Genomic DNA, 19,987 nt, shown 5'->3' on the forward strand with positions numbered 1-19,987 from the left:
AAAACAAACCAGACATTTTATTAAGCAGTTAAGCTTTATTTTTCTTAATCTCTTAATGGTTAGAAAATAAAATAAAATGTTGAACTTAATTATAAAACATACAAAATGCAAAAAATAAAAACAGCACTATTATCATACGGAATGTCGGGAAAGGTTTTTCATGCACCATTTTTAGATATTCATCCCGGATTTGAATTACTAGGTTCTTGGGAAAGAAGCAAAAAACTAATTCAGGAAGATTATCCAACTGTAAAAAGTTACCCTACAATCGACGAATTATTGACTGATGATGTTGATTTGGTAATTGTAAATACTCCAGTTGGTACCCATTACGAATATGCTAAAAAAGTACTTTTGGCTGGAAAACATGCCGTTGTCGAAAAAGCATTTACCACAACTGTAGCCGAAGCCGAAGAATTGGCAGCAATTGCAAAAGAAAAAGGTTTGAAATTATCTGTTTTTCAAAACAGAAGATGGGACAGTGATTTTAAAACCGTTCAAAAAATAATCAAAGAAGGAGTTTTAGGAGATTTAGTCGAAGCCGAATTTCACTTTGACAGATACAATCCTTTATTGAGCGTTAAAGCACATAAAGAAACCGTAAATGACGGAGCGGGAATCCTGAAAGATTTAGGTCCGCATTTGATAGATCAGGCAGTATGTTTGTTTGGTTCACCAAAGTCGGTTTTTGGAGATATTCGTTATACGAGAGAAAACTCGCTGGTTGATGATTGGATCGATTTATTGCTGATCTACGAAAATTTCAGAGTGAGATTGAAAGCAAGTTTCTTTGTTAGAGAAGCAAATCCTGCGTATACTATTCATGGAAAAAAAGGATCTTTTTTAAAACCACGTGGAGATGTTCAGGAAGATGAATTGAAACTTGGTAAAAAGCCAAATTTAGAATCCTGGGGAACAGAATCTGAAACTTTGCAAGGGCTTTTAAACACAGAAATAGACGGAAGACAAGTTCGCGAGAAAGTACCAACATTGCAAGGGAATTACTTTTCGTTTTTTGATGGTGTTTACGATTCTATTGCAAATAATAAAATAGAACCCGTTACAGCGCAAGATGGTGTAAAAGTGATGCAAATTATCGAAGCCGCAATTGCAAGTAACACACAACAAAAAGTAATTAATCTTTAGTATAATTGCCCACGGATTTAGCGGATTAAACGGATTAACGCAGATTTATTATTCCTTGCGAATTAAATTTAGCAACGGTTAAATCCTTTAAATCTTGGCAAAAAATATTCCAATTTTAAATGTAGAGACGCACAGCAGTGCGTCTTTTTTTATGCAAATAAATAGGATTAGAGATTACCATTTCAAAAAAGAAAATCCGTGTTAACCCGTTTAATCCGTGGGCCAAAAAAGAAACAAAACGAAGAAAAATGCATCTCTACAGAAGACCTTTGTCCCTTTGCACCTCAGAACCTTTGCCTCTTAAAAGAAGAATTTATAAACATACAACGTTATAAATCGTGGAACTAGTAGGGTTTTATAGTCTATAAAATTGCTTTTTAGTACTTTTATAGTATTAAATCTAAAACGCATCACTTTGATAAATTTCAATCCATTATCATTATTTCAGACCAAAGGAAAAATCAAGAAAGTTTATAGAGAGGCAAAAGCATCTTATTTAAACCGAATTCGTTTTGCGGTTGGGATGTTTTATTTCGGAATGGGTTTAAGTTTTGCAACCTGGGCAAGCAGAATTCCCGACATTAAAACGGCCTTACACTTAACAGAAGGAGATCTGGGTTCGATACTTTTTGCATTGCCAATGGGACAATTGGTAATTATGCCTTTTTCCGGAAAAATGGTAACCAAATTTGGGAGTCATCGCATTTTGATTTTCTCCTTAATAATGTATGTTTTATGTCTGGCAAATTTAGGTTTGGCAACTACAGCTTTGCAATTGTCGGTGGGGCTATTTATGTTTGGATTATTCGGAAATCTGGCAAATATTGCGGTAAATACACAAGGCGTTTATACCGAAGTACTTTTTAGAAAAACCATCATGTCCTCTTTTCACGGAATGTGGAGTTTTGCCGGATTTACAGGAGCTTTAGTTGGTTTAGGAATGTTAGCTTTAAACCTCACGCCGTTTCATCATTTTCTAATTGTTGGTGGAATTGTTTTAATTATGATTGTGTTCAATTTTAATTTTTTGGTCAAAGCCAAAGAAAAAATTAAACACAAAACTTCTGAAAAGAAAAAGCTTTTTGTAAAACCTGATAGCACTTTAATTTGGCTTGGTGTAATTGGTTTTTGCAGTATGGCAAGCGAAGGAGTAATGTTTGACTGGAGTGGAGTTTACTTTAAAGACATTGTAAAAGCCCCCGGACCTTTAGTGATTTTAGGATACACTTCGTTCATGATCATGATGGCAAGCGGAAGATTTTTGGGCGACGGATTAATCAATAAATTTGGTCGTGAACGCGTCATGCAAATTAGCGGAATCATGATTTCGGCAGGACTTTTCACAGCAGTTTTTCTTCCCTATATTATTCCTTGTACCATTGCTTTTATGGCAGTTGGTTTAGGAGTTGCTACAATTGTACCAACCGTTTATAGCATGGCAGGAAAAAATCCAACTGTTCCTCCAGGCGAAGCTTTGACGATTGTTTCTAGTGTAAGTTTTCTGGGTTTCTTAATGGGACCTCCGGTTATTGGACATATTGCCGAAACTTTTGGGCTCCAATTTTCTTTTGCCTTTATCGGAATCTTTGGTGTTCTGATTGCCTTTATGGTTTCTAAAATTAGAACAACAGAGGTTTCTTAATCTCGCGAAGTCACAGTCCAGAGGCTTCGGGAGCAAAGTTTTGTTTAGGCAGTTCCGAAGGAACAAAATATATTGTAGGGATGGATTTTAATCCATCATTCGCAATCAAAACCCAATCTTGTCATTTCGACGAAGGAGAAATTTTCGCAAGTAACTCCGCAACGAAAATCCAATCTTTGTCAAGCTTCTCGCGGAGATTTCTCCTTCGTCGAAATGACATAAAATGAAAAAACGCTAATTATTATTATCTTTTTATAAAATTAATTAACAAGAAATAACTCATTTATTAAATTTTATCTATATTTGAATTTCAAATATTCTTTTCCAGAAACCAATTTTATCTTTTGATATAAAAATTAAAATGTTTTGAGAACCAAAGCAATTTTAATCTGAAAACTATTTATCAAAATAAATTGGAATTTTCATGGGCAAAACACACACATTGCTTATTATTTTATTGTCTTTTAAAGTTGCTTTTGCACAACAGAAAACTATTTTTTCAGGAGTAGTAATGGATGCAAAAACGCAAAATCCTTTAGAAAATGTTGTTGTAAGTATTCAAAATTCTACAATAACACAACTCACAACTAAAAACGGAAAATTCGAATTACATTCCTCAATAAAAGGAGAACAATTGCTCTTGCTGCACAGTCAGGGTTATAAAGATTTACTTTTAAAAGTACAATCAAATTTTGAGCAACAGGTAAATCTGGGAATACTTCAATTAGAAGATCGTTTTACAGATGAAACTCCAGGAGCTTTAATTTCTTTATTAGAAAGTGATTTGACAGGTGATAACAGTTCGTCTGAAATGACTTCCGGTTTATTACAATCATCAAAAGATGCTTTTATGCAGGCTTCGGCATTCAATTGGGGACAAGCCCGATTTAGAGTTCGTGGTTTAGACAGCGAAAACGGAACCATGATGCTTAACGGAATGGTCATGAACAAAATCTATGACGGAAGATCGCAATGGAGTAATTGGGGAGGTTTAAATAACGTACTCAGAAATCAGGAATTTTCGGTAGGAGCAGCAGCTTCAAACTACACATTTGGAGGAATTTTGGGAACACAGCAGATATTTACCCGTGCTTCAATGTATAGAAAAGGCACACAAATTACCTTTTCAGGAAATAATACAGCTTATAATTTGCGAGCAATCGGTACTTATGCTTCAGGGATGAATGCTTCTGGTTGGGCATTTGCGATTTTAGCAGGAAAACGTTGGTCTGGAGAAGGTTATTTTGAAGGAACAAATTTTGATGCCGAATCCTTTTTTATAAGTATAGAAAAGAAATTAAACAAAAGGCAATCGTTGAATTTTACAGGATTTTATACGCCAAGTACACGTGCCAAAAATTCGGCAAATACAAATGAAGTAACGCAATTAACAAACGAAAAATACAACTCGTATTGGGGTTTTCAGAATGGCGAAAAACGAAACGCCAGAATCAAAAAAGTTGAAGAACCATTGCTGATGCTTAATCATTATTTTAAGATTGATGAAAAAACAAATCTTAATTCGAGTGTAATGTATCAGTTTGGAAAAGTAGGAAACAGCAACATCGATTATCAGAGAGTCAATAGTCCGGATCCTGTTTATTATCGAAAATTGCCCAGTTATTACAGTTCGCTTTATGCAAAAGACAATGGAGAATTTTCAGGAGAATTTACACCAGATTATGAGAATGCCGAAAAAAGTAAAGCGTTGTTTCTTGAGAAACCTCAAATAGAATGGGATGTGATGTATCGGGCAAATCAAAGATCTGTTATCAATTCTAATGGAGTGACGACAGGATATGAAGCTGCACAAAGTCATTATGTTTTGTATGAAGATCGAACAGACGATAAGACACTTGCAGCAAATTCAAACTTAAATATACAGCTTTCAGAAAATAGTGCTTTTGATGGCGGAATTACTTTTAGGAATCTAAAATCACATCAGTTTCAATATCTTTTAGATTTACTTGGAGGGCAATATTTTGAAGATATAGATGCTTTTTATACCGGAAACGAAGCGCAATCAGATTTGCAAAACCCAAATCGTCAAGTTAAAGAAGGAGACGTTTATGGTTACAATTATAATTTTATAGCCACGACAATTGATGCTTTTACTCAATTCAGATTCTCCTATAAAAAAGTTGATTTCTATTTAGGGCAATCGTATTCTGTTTCAAATTATCAAAGAGAAGGATTGTATCAAAACGGAATTTACCCGACATCTTCCCTCGGCAAAAGCCAAAAAGTAGACTTTGAAAATTTTGGATTTAAAGGTGGGTTTACGTATAAAATTTCAGGAAAACAATGGTTATTTTTTAACGGAATGCATCTTACGAGAGCACCATCACTTCGAAATACATTTTCAAATTCACGTTTGAATAATTCAGTTGTTAACGGAATCGAAAATGAGAACATCAGCAGTGCTGAAGGAAATTATGTTTTTCATTCGCCAAGACTTAAAATGCGTTTTACAGGGTATTATACTTTGATAAAAAACACCACTAAAACTTCCTTTTTTTATGCAGAAGGAATTTTTGACAGAGGAGCAAGTTATAATAGTACGGATGCTTTTGTTAGTCAGACTTTAACTCATTTAGATAAGAAAAACATTGGAACAGAACTAAGTTTTGAATATCAAATATCGTTAACGCTAAAAACTACTTTGTCCGCTGCTTACGGTAATTATACCTACAACAGTAATCCAAATGTTTCGATTACAAACGATGCGAATGCGGCAAAAGGTGATACACAACTGACTTTTGATTTTGGAGAATCTTATCTCAAAAATTATAAGCAGCCCGGAATGCCACAACAAGCTTACTCGTTTGGATTAGAATATAGAGATCCAAAATATTGGTGGTTGGCCGCAAATATTAATTATATGACTGAAAGTTATATTGATGTCTCGCCAATAGCCAGAACAGCACGTTTTTATAAGAACTCAATAAGTGGTCTCGTTTTTCCTGAAGCTACAGAAGAGCGAGCAGCTGCTTTATTAAAACAAGAAAAATTTGATCCAATTTCTTTATTGAATGTTTCAGGAGGAAAATCATGGAGAATTTCCCGCAAATATATTGGACTTTTTGCGAGTGTAAACAATGTTCTCGATTTAACGTATAAAACAGGCGGTTTTGAGCAAGCACGAAATGCCAATTTCAGGGCACTTAATCAAGATGTCTCTAGTGGAACACCATCATTTGGCCCCAAATATTTTTACGGATATGGACGAACTTATTTCGTGAATTTAACTGTCAGTTTGTAAAATTTAAAAAACACATTTGTAATGAAAAATACATTTTTAATTCCTTTTTTTGCGTCGATATTCACCTTGCTTTGTAGTTGTAACAATGAAGTCGAAATTCCAAAATTGTCTTGTACACAACCTGATTTAGCTGTAAATCAAACTGTTCAAAAAGTTAAGGATCTCTCAGGTTCAGTTCCTAAAACATATAGTTATAATGATGTAATCGAAGCTTACGTAGTATCGAGCGATGAAGAAGGAAATTTTTTTAAAGCAATTTCTTTTCAAACTTTGGCGACTAAAGAAATGCCTGCGATAGGATTTAGTATTCCGGTTGATGTTTCAAATAGTTATATAGATTTTCGTGTTGGTAATAAGGTTTATATAAAACTTAAAAATCAATTCACAGATTTATATTTCGAAGGTTTACGGATTGGCAGCTTGTATGTAAGTAATTCAGGTGATCCAACAATTGGGAGAGTTTCTCAAAATGATTATAAAAATGTATTAAATGCTTCCTGTACAGTTATTGATGAAAGTCAATTAGTGCAGTCAGTCTCTGTTGAAGAAGCGTTGAATGATAATAAACTCAATACATTAATAGAATTAACAAATGTGCAGTTTACAGAAGCTGCAGTTGGACGTCATTATTTTGAAGAATCAAATAATATAGGTGGTTCCACAAATTGGAATCTAAGAGACAAAACAGGTAATCAGATTATTTTTAGAACTAGTGGTTATGCCAGTTTTGCAGATCATCTTGTGCCCGAAGGAAGTGGAACGGTAAGAGGAGTTTTGACGAAATTTGGATCAGATTATCAGCTGATGATTAGATCAGAAAAAGATATAGTAATGAACGGAAAAAGAAATGTTCCTTTCTTTTCAGAAGATTTTCAATCTGTAAAAAACAATGTGAATTTTACTTTGCCGGGCTGGAGCAATATTGTAGAAAAAGCTTCAAAATTATGGAAAAGTATGCTGTACGCCGGAAACGGTTATGCTGAGTTTAATACAACAAGTACAACAGCTGCCGAAAATATTGCATGGCTGGTAACTCATAAAATCAATATTACTGATTATAAAAATGCTGTATTGTCATTTAGAAGTGCGTAACATGATTTAAAAGTTGATTCTCCATTGAATGCTTTAGAGGTTTATATCTCAACAAATTTTGATGGGTCAAGTATTACTAAAGCAAAATGGACAAAATTAGAAGCAAAATTTCCTTCATTGTCAACACCTTCGAGACAGTTTATAAGTTCTGGAGGAATTGATTTGTCTTCGTACTCAGGAAATATTCATATTGCGTTTAAATACATCGGATCCGGTAAGGATAAAACCCTTAATGGTGCTTTTATGGTAGATGATGTTAGAATTTTTGGCGAAAAGTAGGTTGTGTTTTCTTTAAAAATATATTTAATATATTGATTTTCAGATAATAATTTAATAGTGTGCTATTTTTGAGATTTAAACTGTTAAAATTTGATAGAATTTTGTATTTTGGTCATCCCAAACTAATACAAATACTACATGAAAACCTATTTTATCGCCATCATGATGATGGTTTTTCCTTGCTTGCTGCACAGTCAGAACGAAGACACAGCGCCTGTTCGATTAAAACAGATCAACATTGTTAAAACAAATTATCAAAATTCTAAAGACGGTGAAATCGTTAATAAAACGGTTTTATTCAAAGACGGAAAAATTCAAACCATTACTACTTCAGATGTTATTCAGCATTTCTTTTACAATTCTAAAGGATTATTGGATATGACTGTAAAAGACAAAGTGGGAAGTGATTGGAAAGAAGTCGTGAATTACACTTATAATGCAGATAACAACATCACAAAATTTGTCAAAAAATACCAGGAAGGACCTGATTATATTACTAAAGTAGTGACTTTTGGTTATGAAGGTGCGAGAGTAAAAGTAACCACTAAAAAAAGTACGAACCATCAGGATTTAGTTGATGATATCGAATATATAGTTGAAAATGGTATTATCGTAAGACGTACTTCACGTGATAGAAATAAAGCAATTATTGGTAAAATCGAATATGTTTACACAAATGATAATGTTGTGAAACATAAAGGATTGGTTGGAGATAAAATTTCTAAAACCTATACTTTTGACGACAAAAAATCTGTTGACCAGTTAATCGTTCAAAGTCTTTTTGGTGATAACTATAAAGTAATTGTACCGATGATTTCGTATCACGAAGACGAATTTAGCTTTGAAGCGATCTCTTATAATAACGAAGTAAACTTTAGTCCATCATCTACAGTTTTAGTTGGTGTAAGTAGAAAATACAAATACAACAAATTAAATTTCCCAATTTCATGTTCTCAAATTGAGGAAAACGGAATTGTAAAAACGGAAAAAACATTTATCTACGAATAATTTTCTGTTTTTAAACTTATTTAAAACCATCTAAAAATTAGATTTTATTGAGATTAAGTTCTTAATATTCTTAATTTTTAGATGGTTTTGTTTTGTGGCATTATGATAAATTGCCAATAAGAACTTAAAAAAGAAATTCTATAAGTGTTAGTACCTTACAAATCATTAAATTTGCACCTTATTCAAAGCTATGTTAGAAAAAGAAGTTATAAATTTTGAAAGAACTGCGATTGTTGGTATTGTGACTCAAAATCAAAGTGAGGAAAAACTTAACGAATATCTGGATGAACTGGAGTTTTTGACTTTTACCGCAGGTGGTGAAGTTATAAAGCGCTTTTCTCAAAAAATGGAACGCCCAAACCCGAAGACTTTTATGGGAACGGGAAAAATAGAAGAAATCAATCTTTTTGTAAAAGAAAACGACATATCGACTTTAATTTTTGATGATGAATTATCGCCATCTCAGCAAAAAAATATTTCTAGAATTATAGATTGTAAAATTTTAGACAGAACCAATTTGATTCTGGATATTTTTGCGCAAAGAGCCGAGACTTCATACGCAAGAACTCAGGTCGAGTTGGCGCAATGTATCTATTTATTACCACGACTTTCCGGTTTGTGGACGCACCTTGAACGTCAAAAAGGTGGTATTGGTATGCGTGGTCCTGGGGAAACGGAGATCGAAACCGATAGACGTATTGTACGTGATAGAATCTCATTGTTGAAAGATAAAATCAAGACGATCGATAAACAAATGGGTGTTCAACGCAGCAATCGCGGAGCAATGGTTCGTGTGGCTCTTGTTGGGTATACCAATGTTGGTAAATCGACTTTGATGAATGCGGTTGGTAAAAGTGATGTTTTTGTGGAGAATAAATTATTTGCAACGCTGGATACAACGGTTCGAAAAGTGGTTATTAAAAACCTGCCATTTTTGCTTTCAGACACAGTAGGTTTCATTAGAAAACTACCAACACAATTGGTTGATTCTTTTAAAAGTACATTGGATGAGGTTCGCGAAGCCGATCTATTATTGCATATTGTAGATATTTCACATCCTGATTTTGAAGATCATATTGAATCTGTAAATCAAACTTTGCATGATATAAAAGCGCACGAAAAACCGGTTATAATGGTTTTCAATAAAATTGATGCTTACAAGCACTTGACGATCGACGAGGATGATTTAATGACAGAGAAAACACCAAGACATTATACACTTGAAGAGTGGAAAACAACCTGGATGCATCGTTTAGGAGAAGAAAATGCATTGTTTATCTCGGCTACAAATAAAGAAAATTTTGAGGAGTTTAGAGAAAGGGTTTATGAAGCAGTTCGTCAGATTCATATTACCAGATTCCCATATAATAAATTCTTGTACCCTGATTATAAGGATGCAGTCGAAAAAGAAGAAGAGCAGGAATAAACAATTTACCGCAAAGAGCGCTAAGATTTTATTAAAGTATCTTCATAAAACACAAAGTTCGCAAAGCTAAATCTACATATAGCTTTGCGAACTTTGTGTTTTTATATAGCCTAACTTATATAAACTTTGCGTTCTTTGCGGTAAAATATAAGTAGTTTCCAGTTTCAAATTAGAATCCGAAGTTAATTCCTAAACCAAAAACTTCTCTGGTTTGGAAGCCTTGAAAAGCATTGTCGTCATAAATAGCCTGGAAGGATAAATTGGCAGATAGAAATTTGTTTACTTTCATGATTATATTTAATGAGTAATTGATATCTACGTTTTGAGGATCTTCTAGGTAATTGGAATATAAATTCAATGTATTTTCAGCCGTTACATTGGTCATTAAGGCTAATTTGTAATAAACGGATGCATAGAAACCTAATTCGTAACGCATGGTTTTGTTAGCATCTACTCCAAAATAATCACCATCAACATACGGAAGGCCAGTTGCAGGATCAATTCCAGAAGTATAGGCGCCATCTACAAAAGTAAATTTAGAAGTTATAGGGGCAAAGTTTATTTTTAAATTTTCATCTTTTGACCAATAAATACCGGGACCTGTAGTAAGATAACCCGGAGACATAAATCGAGTATTTTCGGTTCTGATTTCTTTTCCGTTTTCATCCTTGCCATACAAATAACCTGTTGAAAACTGAGTTCTGAAATTTAGAAAATAAGAGTAATACCAGTTACCAAAAGCTTTTTTTCCGACGATTGAATTAAATTCCAGACGGTCATCGGTCTTTTTTTCATAGTCGGCGTTTTTAGTTTGCAAAAGCCCGTAAGAAGCTAAAACTTTGTTATCCCAGGTAACATCATCTTTTTTGTAATTGAAATCATAGTTGATTCCTAAAGTTCCTGAAAAGCTATCTTCACCTCCTGCAATCCAGTTATTAAAGCTTGATTGATTTAGTAAAAGTGATACTGTTCCTTTTGCTTTCCAGCCTTCTCCCTCGATAGTATCATTTATTTTCTTTACTGCTTTTTCAGTATTCTGAATTAATTCTTTTTCTGAATTTTGGGCTTGAACAAAAGTTAAGTTTGCTAAAATAAAAAGTAATAAAGCTAGCTTTCTCATGGTTTTTAAGTTTAAGTGTAGTAACAAATATACTAAAAACCGCGAAAAGGTGTAGGATTTATTGTCTGTAAAAGAAAGTTATTTCTTAGATTCTTTGTATAAAGGTACCGCCGAACAAGCTTCGCCATACATGATACTTCTTGCAAATGGCTGTAAATAAGTTGTAGCCAAAATGTAAGCACGCATTGGAACAGGTTTTCTCGAACATCCTTTTACAATAACAGGTTTGTTTTTGTATGCCGAGTAATCAATTGTAGGTAAAATTTCTTCGTATAAACTTCCGTCCAAATCTTCTATGGTTCCATTAACTACTTTTTTGGCATAAGGTGCCAATTGAACAGCAACTAAAATTAATGCCCAAGCCGGAACTATAGCATCTGTACTGCAATTAACAGCCACATATTGATCTTGATATTGCGACCAGTCATGATTTTTTAAATGCTCTCTAAAGTCTTTTTCTTTCAATAAAAAACCTTCCAAAAGCCATTGCGAAATATCAATTTGTACACGCATCCCTTTTGGATAATAATCCTCAAGATCAAAAACTTCTAATGCACTATTGGCAACTTTATTGATGATTTCTTCCATAAGAAATTTAGTTTCAAGTTTCAGGTTTCAAGTTCAGCAATGTGAAACTTGAAACCTGAAACTTGGAATATTTTTTTAAAGCATTCCTAATTCTAATTTTGCTTCTTCGCTCATTAAATCTTTACTCCAAGGCGGATCAAAAGTAATTTCAACATCAACATCCTTAATGTTTTCAATTGTTTTTACTTTTTCTTCAACTTCTCTTGGTAAACTTTCCGCAACCGGACAGTTTGGAGATGTTAATGTCATCAGGATTTTTACTTCGTAATCAGTATTTACCATTACGTCATAAATTAAACCTAATTCGTAAATATCTACAGGAATCTCCGGATCGTAAATGCCTTTTAAAACCTTTACAATTGATTCTCCTAATTCGTTTGTGTCTATTTCTTGTCCCATTTTTTTGTTTTTTATTTTTTCGCTACGAATTTTACAAATTTCCCGAATTAAGTATTTTGCGTAATTAAAAAATTCATGCTAATTCGTGAAATTCGTGGCAGAAGAAATTTAATTTTTGTTTTTTGCGTCAAAAGCCAAAGCGTACATTTTGATGTTTTTTATCATCGAAACCAATCCGTTTGCACGAGTTGCTGATAAGTGCTCTTTTAAACCAATTTCGTCAATAAATTCAGTATCAGCATTTATAATATCAGCTGCTTTTTGATTAGAGAAAGTGCGAATTAAAATCGCAATAATTCCTTTGGTTAAAATAGCATCACTATCTGCCGTGAAAACAATTTTGTCGTCGTTTTGTTCGCCTTGCAGCCAAACTTTAGATTGACAGCCTTTAATTAGATTCTCGTCAATTTTATATTCTTCTTTAATTAACGGAAGAGTTTTTCCTAATTCGATGATGTACTCATAACGTTGCATCCAATCATCAAACATCGAAAATTCGTCTATTATTTCGTTTTGTATTTCTTTTATTGTCATAATTATTCTTTCGTAAAAGCCAGCAGCAAATTTACCAATTTTTCTATTTCCTTTGGAGGATTACCATTGTCGAAACCTTGAGTTTCGTATGTTTTCTGATTCTGGACTATCTTTAAATTTGCAATTGCAGCGCCATCATAGAAACGTTTTTCTGTTGGTGCTTTTAAAGTTGGAATACTTTCCAAATTAATTTTCGAAAATTCTGCTGCAATCTGTTTCCATTTTGCATCACTTATTTTGCTTTTTACAGGTTCTGTATTTTTACCATTAATAACAGAAACTGTTTTATTTTCAACAATTATCTTTTTGTAAAGACCGCGGGAAACCGCAGAATATTCCATTTGAGTAGTTGTCATGTCGGTTATTTTTTGGCTTGAGCAACTTGTCCCGATGAAAATCGTCAAGAGCAATAAAGATAGTATTCTCATAAAAAAAGTTTTTTTAGCTTAACATGGTTTTTGCCTTTTTAACTGCTTCAACCATTGCGTCAATTTCTTCGATTGTATTATAAAAAGAAAACGAAGCACGAATGGTTCCCGGAATACAGAAAAAGTTCATAATAGGTTGTGCACAATGATGTCCGGTTCTAACGGCAATTCCTAATTTATCGATAATTGAACCAATGTCATAAGGATGAATTCCGTCAATATTAAACGAAACTACAGAGGCTTTATTTTTTCCGGTTCCGTAAATTCTTAAGCCTTCGATTTCCAGCAAACGTTTTGTAGCGTGTGCTAATAATGCTTCTTCTTGCTTTTGAATATTGTCAAAACCAATGTTGTTTAAATAATCAACAGCAGTTCCTAAAACAATTCCGCCAGCGATATTTGGAGTTCCTGCCTCAAATTTATGAGGAAGATCTGCGTAAGTTGTTTTCTCGAAAGTAACTTCTTTAATCATTTCACCACCACCTTGATAAGGAGGTAATTTGTTTAACCATTCTTCTTTTCCATACAAAATCCCTGTCCCGGTTGGGCCACACATTTTATGTCCTGAAAAAGCATAAAAATCACAATCTAAATCCTGAACATCCGGTTTTAAATGCGGAACAGCTTGTGCACCATCAATTAAAACTGCAGCTCCAACAGCATGCGCTTTTTCAATTATATATTTAATAGGATTAATGATTCCTAATGCGTTCGAAATATGATTTACCGTTACAACTTTAGTTTTTTCTGATAACAGAGCATCAAAAGCTTCCATGATTAGTTCACCTTCTTCGTTCATCGGAATAACTTTCAATGTTGCTCCAGTTTTCTCGCACAACATTTGCCAAGGCACAATGTTGCTATGATGCTCTAAAGACGAAACCACAACTTCGTCACCAGGTTTCAAAATAGAAGCAAAACCATTTGTTACTAAATTGATTCCGAATGTTGTTCCGGAAGTAAAAAGCACTTCATGAGAAAATTTAGCATTAATATGATGTTGGATTTTTACTCTCGAAATCTCATAAGCATCAGTTGCCAATTGACTTAATGTATGAACGCCACGATGAATGTTGGCATTTATTTCTTGATAATATGTTGCAATCGCATCAATCACGATTTGTGGTTTTTGTGAGGTTGCTCCGTTGTCGAAATAAACCAAAGGTTTTCCGTTTACTTTTTCCGAAAGTATCGGAAAATCAGCTCTTATTTTTTGGATGTCTAACATGTCTTATTTAGAAAAATTCTATTTACAAAAGTACTAAAACTAAATTGGTTTCTCCATCAAAACTATAATTTCCTTTTATGGTACCATCAATTACAATTTTGAATATTGATTCTGTATAATTTAATTGCATTTAGTGAAATATGTGAATTTAAAATATGAATTTGATGCTAAATTCGTGAGCTTAAATTATTTATATTGCAGTAAAAATATCTTTTAACAATATGAAAAAATTTCTCAAATTACTTGTACTTGTTTTAGTTCTTGCATTTTTGTATTTCGGATTTACAACATATCCAAAACTTGATTTGATTTCCGGCTTTTCAGCCAAAAGTGTTGCTTCGGGACATTTTTTAGATCATCGATCGAAAGAGTTAATTGAAAAAACGGACAATGATATTGATATGATTGATTTGGCAAGCAATACAATTGATGATGCCGGAAAATTTGCTGCTTCTAATGTTTATGGTTTAAAAGAGCGAAAAGCTATTTATCGAGAAGGCCTGGGTGCAACGTTAATCAATGATGATTTTGATATTTCGAAGCCATATTTGCTTCCAAAAAGAACGAAATTAGTCAATAATCTTCCTTTCCCTTATGGGAATAATGCGCCAAAAGATACTTTGTTTTCAAACGTTGATTACACAAAGTTGAAAAGCGCTGTTGAAAATTCATTTGATAAAGATGGGGGAAAAGCAAAACGTACGCGCGCCGTTGTGGTTCTGTATAAAGATAAATTGATTGCTGAAAAATATGATACCGGTTTTAATAAAGACAGTAAAATTTTAGGTTGGTCGATGACAAAAAGTATCACAAGTTCTGCTTTTGGAGCTTTGGCTAAACAAGGAAAAATTGACATTTATAAACCGGCACCAATTGCTGAATGGCAAAAAGATGATCGTAAAATTATCACCATAAATGATTTACTTCACATGAATTCAGGTTTAGAATGGGAAGAAAATTACAGTACGATTTGTGATGCTACAAAAATGCTTTTTCAGGCTGAAGATATGGGAAAAGTACAAATGGATAAACCGGCTCAGTTTAAGCCAAATACGCACTGGAATTATTCGTCAGGTACAACCAATTTATTATCCCGAATTTTAAGAAGCCAGTTTAAAACGCAGCAAGAATATCTTGATTTTTGGTACAGTGCAGTAATTGATAAAATCGGAATGAATTCGATGATTGTGGAACAAGATATGTCAGGAACTTTTGTTGGTTCGTCTTACGGGTGGGCAACACCAAGAGATTGGTCTAAATTTGGACTATTATATCTTCATAAAGGAAACTGGAACGGCGAACAAATCCTTGATGAAAGTTGGGTGAAATATACTGCAACACCAACAAATACTTCTGACGGAAAATATGGAGCACAATTTTGGCTAAACACCGGAGGGAAATTTCCTGATGTTCCGCGCGATATGTTTTATTGCAGCGGATATCAAGGTCAAATGGTGGCAATTATTCCGTCACTTGATATGGTAATTGTTAGAATGGGAGTAAAGGAAGAAGAGCCAGGTTTTGATTTTAATGGGTTTTTGAAGGGGATAATTAATAGTGTGAAGAAATAAAATTTAACCGCAAAGCACACTAAGTAAAAAGCGCAAAGTTCGCAAAGTTTAAAAATATAAACCTTGCGAACTTTGCATAAATCTTTGCTCCCGATAGCTATCGGGATTGCGTTAAACTATTATAAATCGAATCCTAAATTAACGCCTAATTTTGTAGCGATGATTTTAGTAATTCTTTGTTTTAATTCCGGTATTTTAATGCTTTCGATAACGGCATTCGAAAATGCGTACATCAATAAAGCTTTAGCTTCTTTTTTCGGGATTCCGCGAGATTGCATGTAGAACATCGCAGTTTCGTCTAATTGTCCAACAGTGCAACCGTGTGAACATTTTACGTCATCAGCAAAAATTTCTAATTGTGGTTTTGCATTGATTGTAGCTTTGTCGCTCAATAAAATATTGTTACTTTTTTGGAAAGCATTTGTTTTTTGAGCTTCTTTTTCTACCAATACTTTTCCGTTGAAAACTCCTGTTGAGCGATCAGAGAAAATTCCTTTATAATCCTGGAAACTTTCGCAATTTGGTGTTGCGTGATTTACCAAAGTATAATGATCAACGTGTTGGTTATCGTTTAAAATAGAAATTCCGTTAAGCGTACTTGTTAATCTTTCTCCAAAGTGATAAAAGTTCAAATTGTTACGTGTTAGATTTCCTCCAAACGAAAAAGTATGTACATAAACATGACTCTCTTGTTGTTGTGAAACATACGTATTATCAATTAGATTTGCTCCTGTATTGTCATTTTGAATTTTGTAGTAGTCAGCAATGGCACGTTTTTGAGCAAAAATCTCTGTAACCGAATTGGTTAAAACAGGATTTTCATTCAAACTTTGGTGACGCTCAATAATTTGAACATGTGAATTTTCTCCAACAATAATAAGATTTCTAGGCTGAACCAATAATGCAGCTTCGTTTCCTGTTGAGAAATACATGATTTCAATAGGTTTGTCGGCTACTTTCTTTTGAGGAATATTGATAAAAGCTCCTTCACTTGCAAAAGCGGTATTTAACGAAGTCAAACTTTCGTCTTTACTAGCAATTTGATTGAAGTATTTATCAATAATCATTTTATATTTTGGTTTGGTCAATGCCGATGACATCAAGCAAACATCGATTCCGTCATGTGTTGTAGAAGACAAATGCGAACTAAAAACACCGTCGATAAACACTAATTTATAAGTGTCGATTTCGTGTAAAAAGTATTTTTTTACATGGTTAAATTCTATTGCATTTTCCTGCTTAGGAAAAACCGTAAAGTCATTTTTTAAGATGGCATTTAGCGATGTATATTTCCAAGCTTCTTCTTTTTTGGTTGGGAAACCTTTATTTTCAAAGTTTTTTAGTGCTTTGGTGCGAATATCATGTAAATCTGAATGTACATCGACACGCTCTTCAAAAGCCATAAAAGACGATACTAATTTTTCTTTTAAATCCATTTCTGTAGTTATGAGTTATGAGTTATAAGTTATGAGTTTTGTAAACTGTAAACTGTAACTGTAAACTAGTTTTCTGCTTTAATCCAGTCGTATCCTTTTTCTTCCAGTTCGTAAGCCAATTCTTTTCCACCAGATTTTACAATTTTTCCATTGTAAAGAACATGAACGAAATCCGGAACGATATAATCTAGCAAACGTTGGTAGTGTGTGATTACGATAATTGCGTTTTTCTCGCTTTTTAATTTGTTAACTCCGTTAGCAACAATTCTTAAAGCATCAATATCAAGACCAGAATCGGTTTCGTCAAGGATTGCTAATTTTGGTTCTAACATTGCCATTTGAAAAATTTCGTTTCTTTTTTTCTCTCCTCCAGAAAAACCTTCGTTTAAAGAGCGAGATAAAAATTTACGATCGATTTCTAATAATTCAGATTTCTCACGAATCACTTTTAGCATTTCGTTTGCAGGCATTTCTTCCTGACCGTTTGCTTTACGAGTTTCGTTGATTGCAGTTTTCATAAAGTTAGTTACACTAACTCCAGGAATTTCTACAGGATATTGAAACGAAAGGAAAACTCCTTTGTGTGCTCTTTCTTCAGGAGCAAGATCAGCAAGATCTTCTCCGTCAAGGAAAACTGCTCCGTCTGTAACTTCGTAGTTTTCGTTTCCGGCAATTACAGCCGAAAGTGTACTTTTTCCAGAACCGTTTGGTCCCATGATGGCGTGTACTTCGCCAGCTTTAATTTCTATATTAATTCCCTTAAGGATTTCTTTATCACCAATTCCGGCGTGAAGGTTTTTTATTGATAACATTGTTTTTTTATTTTTTATATAAATGTCAATTCTATTTTTGTTGTTTGGTTTAGAACGTTAGCATTAAAATGCGCGTGTCCTAAATATTCCATGCCTAAATAATCGGCTGATTTTTTGAACGGAATGTAAAAACTATCTTCGATTTCATCGTCGTGTGAATTTGATATCACGCCAATTTTCTTTCCTCTAAGTTTTCTTCCGGTTTCTTTTTCAATTCGGATTAAATCCGAAAAACGATCAAAGAAAACCTTCATGATTCCGCTCATATTATACCAATATATGGGCGTTGCAAAAATTAAAGTGTCGTACTTTTCGAGTATTCCTTTTATTAAGGGTAAAAAATCGTCTTCGATGTTTTTGCTTTCGTAATCATAATAGGAAATATTATAATCACTTAAATCAATTACATCAATTCCCGATTCTTTTGAAATTTCATCGACAATTTTTGTTGTGTTTCCGTTTTTTCTGGACGAACCTAAAATGATGACTTTTTTGCTTTCCATCTTTCCATTATCCAACAGATCCTTCTAAAGAAATCTCTAATAATTTTTGAGCTTCAACAGCAAATTCCATTGGCAATTTGTTCAGGACATCTTTACTGAAACCGTTTACAATTAAGGCAATCGCTTTTTCAGTCGGAATACCTCTTTGGTTGCAATAAAATACCTGATCTTCTCCAATTTTACTTGTAGTTGCTTCGTGCTCGATTTTTGCCGATGGATTTTTACTTTCGATATAAGGGAAAGTATGCGCTCCGCAATTGTTCCCCATTAAAAGAGAATCACATTGCGAAAAGTTTCTTGCATTATCTGCTCGAGCACTTATTTGCACTAATCCACGGTAACTGTTTTGTGATTTACCAGCCGAGATACCTTTAGAAATAATAGTCGATTTAGTGTTTTTACCTAAATGGATCATTTTAGTTCCCGTATCTGCTTGTTGGTAATTATTGGTAACGGCAATTGAATAAAATTCTCCTACCGAGTTATCTCCTTTTAATACACAAGAAGGATATTTCCAGGTTACAGCTGAACCTGTTTCTACTTGTGTCCATGAAATTTTAGCGTTTGTTTCGCATAAACCTCTTTTGGTTACAAAATTAAAAACCCCACCCTTACCTTCTTTGTTTCCTGGATACCAGTTTTGAACGGTAGAATATTTAATTTCGGCATCATCCATAGCGATTAATTCAACTACAGCAGCGTGCAATTGGTTTTCGTCACGACTTGGAGCAGTACAGCCTTCAAGGTATGAAACATAACTTCCGGCATCTGCAATAACAAGAGTTCTTTCAAATTGTCCTGTTCCTGCCTGATTAATTCTGAAATAAGTTGAAAGTTCCATTGGGCAACGAACGCCTTTCGGAATATAACAGAAACTTCCGTCAGAGAAAACTGCGGAGTTTAATGCTGCATAGAAGTTGTCTCTTTGAGGTACAACAGTTCCTAAATATTTACGAACTAATTCAGGATGTTCTTTTATAGCTTCTGAAATTGGACAGAAAATAATTCCTTTTTCAGCTAATGTTTTTTTGAAAGTAGTTGCCACAGAAACAGAATCGACAACAATATCCATAGCGACATTGTTCATCATTTTTTGTTCGTCGACAGAGATTCCTAACTTTTTGTACATTTCTAAAAGTTCAGGATCTACATCATCCAAAGTTTTGCTTGGATCTACTTGTTTTGGAGCTGAGTAATAAGATATCGCCTGAAAGTCCGGTTTTTCATAATGGACATTTGCCCATTCTGGCTCGATCATTTCTTTCCATGCACGGAAAGCTTCAATACGCCAATCGGTCATCCATTCAGGTTCTTCTTTTTTAAGCGAAATAGCTCTTACGATATCTTCGTTTAGGCCAATAGGAAATGTGTCCGATTCAATATCGGTGTAAAATCCGTATTCGTATTCTTTAGTTTCCAGTTCGATTTTTAAATCGTCTTCTGTGTATTTGCTCATTTTTGATGTAAAGATTTAAAGATGTAATTATTCAAAAATTTCAAAGAATTACTCTTT

General features: G+C 33.8%; 18 protein-coding genes. 8 read left to right on the top strand and 10 right to left on the bottom strand.

The features are described from left to right. Positions 1-105: 105 nt before the first annotated feature. The 7 genes from LPB88_RS07405 (at position 106) to hflX (ending at position 9,855) form a co-directional block, all read left to right on the top strand. Positions 106-1,146, top strand: a complete 1,041-nt coding sequence (locus LPB88_RS07405) for a Gfo/Idh/MocA family oxidoreductase (protein WP_230714119.1) — start codon at positions 106-108, stop codon at positions 1,144-1,146. Positions 1,147-1,561: 415 nt separating this feature from the next. Further along, positions 1,562-2,788 (top strand): MFS transporter, encoded by a 1,227-nt coding sequence (locus LPB88_RS07410; protein ID WP_230714122.1) that lies wholly within the window; start codon positions 1,562-1,564, stop codon positions 2,786-2,788. Between the two features lie 424 nt (positions 2,789-3,212). Beyond that, positions 3,213-6,050, top strand: a complete 2,838-nt coding sequence (locus LPB88_RS07415; RefSeq protein ID WP_230714124.1) for a carboxypeptidase-like regulatory domain-containing protein — start codon at positions 3,213-3,215, stop codon at positions 6,048-6,050. Between the two features lie 21 nt (positions 6,051-6,071). Continuing rightward, positions 6,072-7,142 (top strand): DUF5689 domain-containing protein, encoded by a 1,071-nt coding sequence (locus LPB88_RS07420; protein ID WP_230714126.1) that lies wholly within the window; start codon positions 6,072-6,074, stop codon positions 7,140-7,142. Between the two features lie 24 nt (positions 7,143-7,166). Continuing rightward, complete coding sequence (locus LPB88_RS07425) at positions 7,167-7,421, top strand: DUF5017 domain-containing protein (RefSeq protein ID WP_230714128.1); 255 nt, start codon at positions 7,167-7,169, stop codon at positions 7,419-7,421. 138 nt (positions 7,422-7,559) lie between these two features. Continuing rightward, positions 7,560-8,429, top strand: coding sequence for a hypothetical protein (locus LPB88_RS07430; RefSeq protein ID WP_230714129.1), 870 nt, complete (start codon positions 7,560-7,562; stop codon positions 8,427-8,429). 190 nt (positions 8,430-8,619) lie between these two features. Then, positions 8,620-9,855, top strand: a complete 1,236-nt coding sequence (gene hflX, locus LPB88_RS07435; protein ID WP_230714131.1) for a GTPase HflX — start codon at positions 8,620-8,622, stop codon at positions 9,853-9,855. Positions 9,856-10,024: 169 nt separating this feature from the next. Here hflX and LPB88_RS07440 read toward each other — a convergent pair whose 3' ends face one another. From LPB88_RS07440 to LPB88_RS07465, 6 genes are all read right to left on the bottom strand, one after another. After that, positions 10,025-10,975, bottom strand: coding sequence for a DUF3078 domain-containing protein (locus LPB88_RS07440; protein ID WP_230714133.1), 951 nt, complete (start codon positions 10,973-10,975; stop codon positions 10,025-10,027). Between the two features lie 78 nt (positions 10,976-11,053). Further along, a complete protein-coding gene (locus LPB88_RS07445) occupies positions 11,054-11,563 on the bottom strand; it encodes a DUF2480 family protein (RefSeq protein ID WP_230714135.1) in 510 nt (169 codons plus the stop codon). Between the two features lie 75 nt (positions 11,564-11,638). Next, positions 11,639-11,962 carry an SUF system Fe-S cluster assembly protein gene (locus LPB88_RS07450; RefSeq protein ID WP_089350118.1) on the bottom strand — a complete coding sequence of 108 codons (324 nt, stop codon included), beginning with the start codon at positions 11,960-11,962 and terminating at the stop codon, positions 11,639-11,641. Positions 11,963-12,070: 108 nt separating this feature from the next. Continuing rightward, on the bottom strand, positions 12,071-12,496 hold the full coding sequence (locus LPB88_RS07455) for a SufE family protein (RefSeq protein ID WP_230714137.1): 426 nt from the start codon (positions 12,494-12,496) through the stop codon (positions 12,071-12,073). 2 nt (positions 12,497-12,498) lie between these two features. Continuing rightward, the gene (locus tag LPB88_RS07460; RefSeq protein ID WP_230714139.1) at positions 12,499-12,924 is read right to left on the bottom strand and encodes a hypothetical protein; all 426 of its coding nucleotides are present in this window, start codon (positions 12,922-12,924) and stop codon (positions 12,499-12,501) included. 13 nt (positions 12,925-12,937) lie between these two features. Further along, positions 12,938-14,152, bottom strand: a complete 1,215-nt coding sequence (locus LPB88_RS07465; RefSeq protein ID WP_230714141.1) for an aminotransferase class V-fold PLP-dependent enzyme — start codon at positions 14,150-14,152, stop codon at positions 12,938-12,940. Positions 14,153-14,373: 221 nt separating this feature from the next. Here LPB88_RS07465 and LPB88_RS07470 point away from each other — a divergent pair, with 221 nt between their 5' ends. Further along, on the top strand, positions 14,374-15,723 hold the full coding sequence (locus tag LPB88_RS07470) for a serine hydrolase (RefSeq protein WP_230714143.1): 1,350 nt from the start codon (positions 14,374-14,376) through the stop codon (positions 15,721-15,723). 119 nt (positions 15,724-15,842) lie between these two features. Here the strand turns inward: LPB88_RS07470 and sufD are convergent, their stop codons facing one another. The 4 genes from sufD to sufB all read right to left on the bottom strand — a co-directional run bounded on the left by sufD (position 15,843) and on the right by sufB (position 19,930). After that, positions 15,843-17,159 carry a Fe-S cluster assembly protein SufD gene (sufD, locus tag LPB88_RS07475; protein ID WP_230714145.1) on the bottom strand — a complete coding sequence of 439 codons (1,317 nt, stop codon included), beginning with the start codon at positions 17,157-17,159 and terminating at the stop codon, positions 15,843-15,845. A 65-nt stretch (positions 17,160-17,224) separates the two neighbouring features. Next, positions 17,225-17,971: a Fe-S cluster assembly ATPase SufC gene (gene sufC, locus LPB88_RS07480; protein ID WP_230714148.1), complete on the bottom strand. Its 747-nt coding sequence runs from the start codon at positions 17,969-17,971 to the stop codon at positions 17,225-17,227. Positions 17,972-17,985: 14 nt separating this feature from the next. After that, positions 17,986-18,474, bottom strand: coding sequence for a flavodoxin family protein (locus LPB88_RS07485; protein ID WP_230714150.1), 489 nt, complete (start codon positions 18,472-18,474; stop codon positions 17,986-17,988). Positions 18,475-18,481: 7 nt separating this feature from the next. Continuing rightward, positions 18,482-19,930: a Fe-S cluster assembly protein SufB gene (sufB, locus tag LPB88_RS07490; RefSeq protein ID WP_230714152.1), complete on the bottom strand. Its 1,449-nt coding sequence runs from the start codon at positions 19,928-19,930 to the stop codon at positions 18,482-18,484. Between the last annotated feature and the right edge of the window lie 57 nt (positions 19,931-19,987).

This window comes from Flavobacterium sp. JAS (genome assembly GCF_020991455.1).
GTDB lineage: Bacteria > Bacteroidota > Bacteroidia > Flavobacteriales > Flavobacteriaceae > Flavobacterium.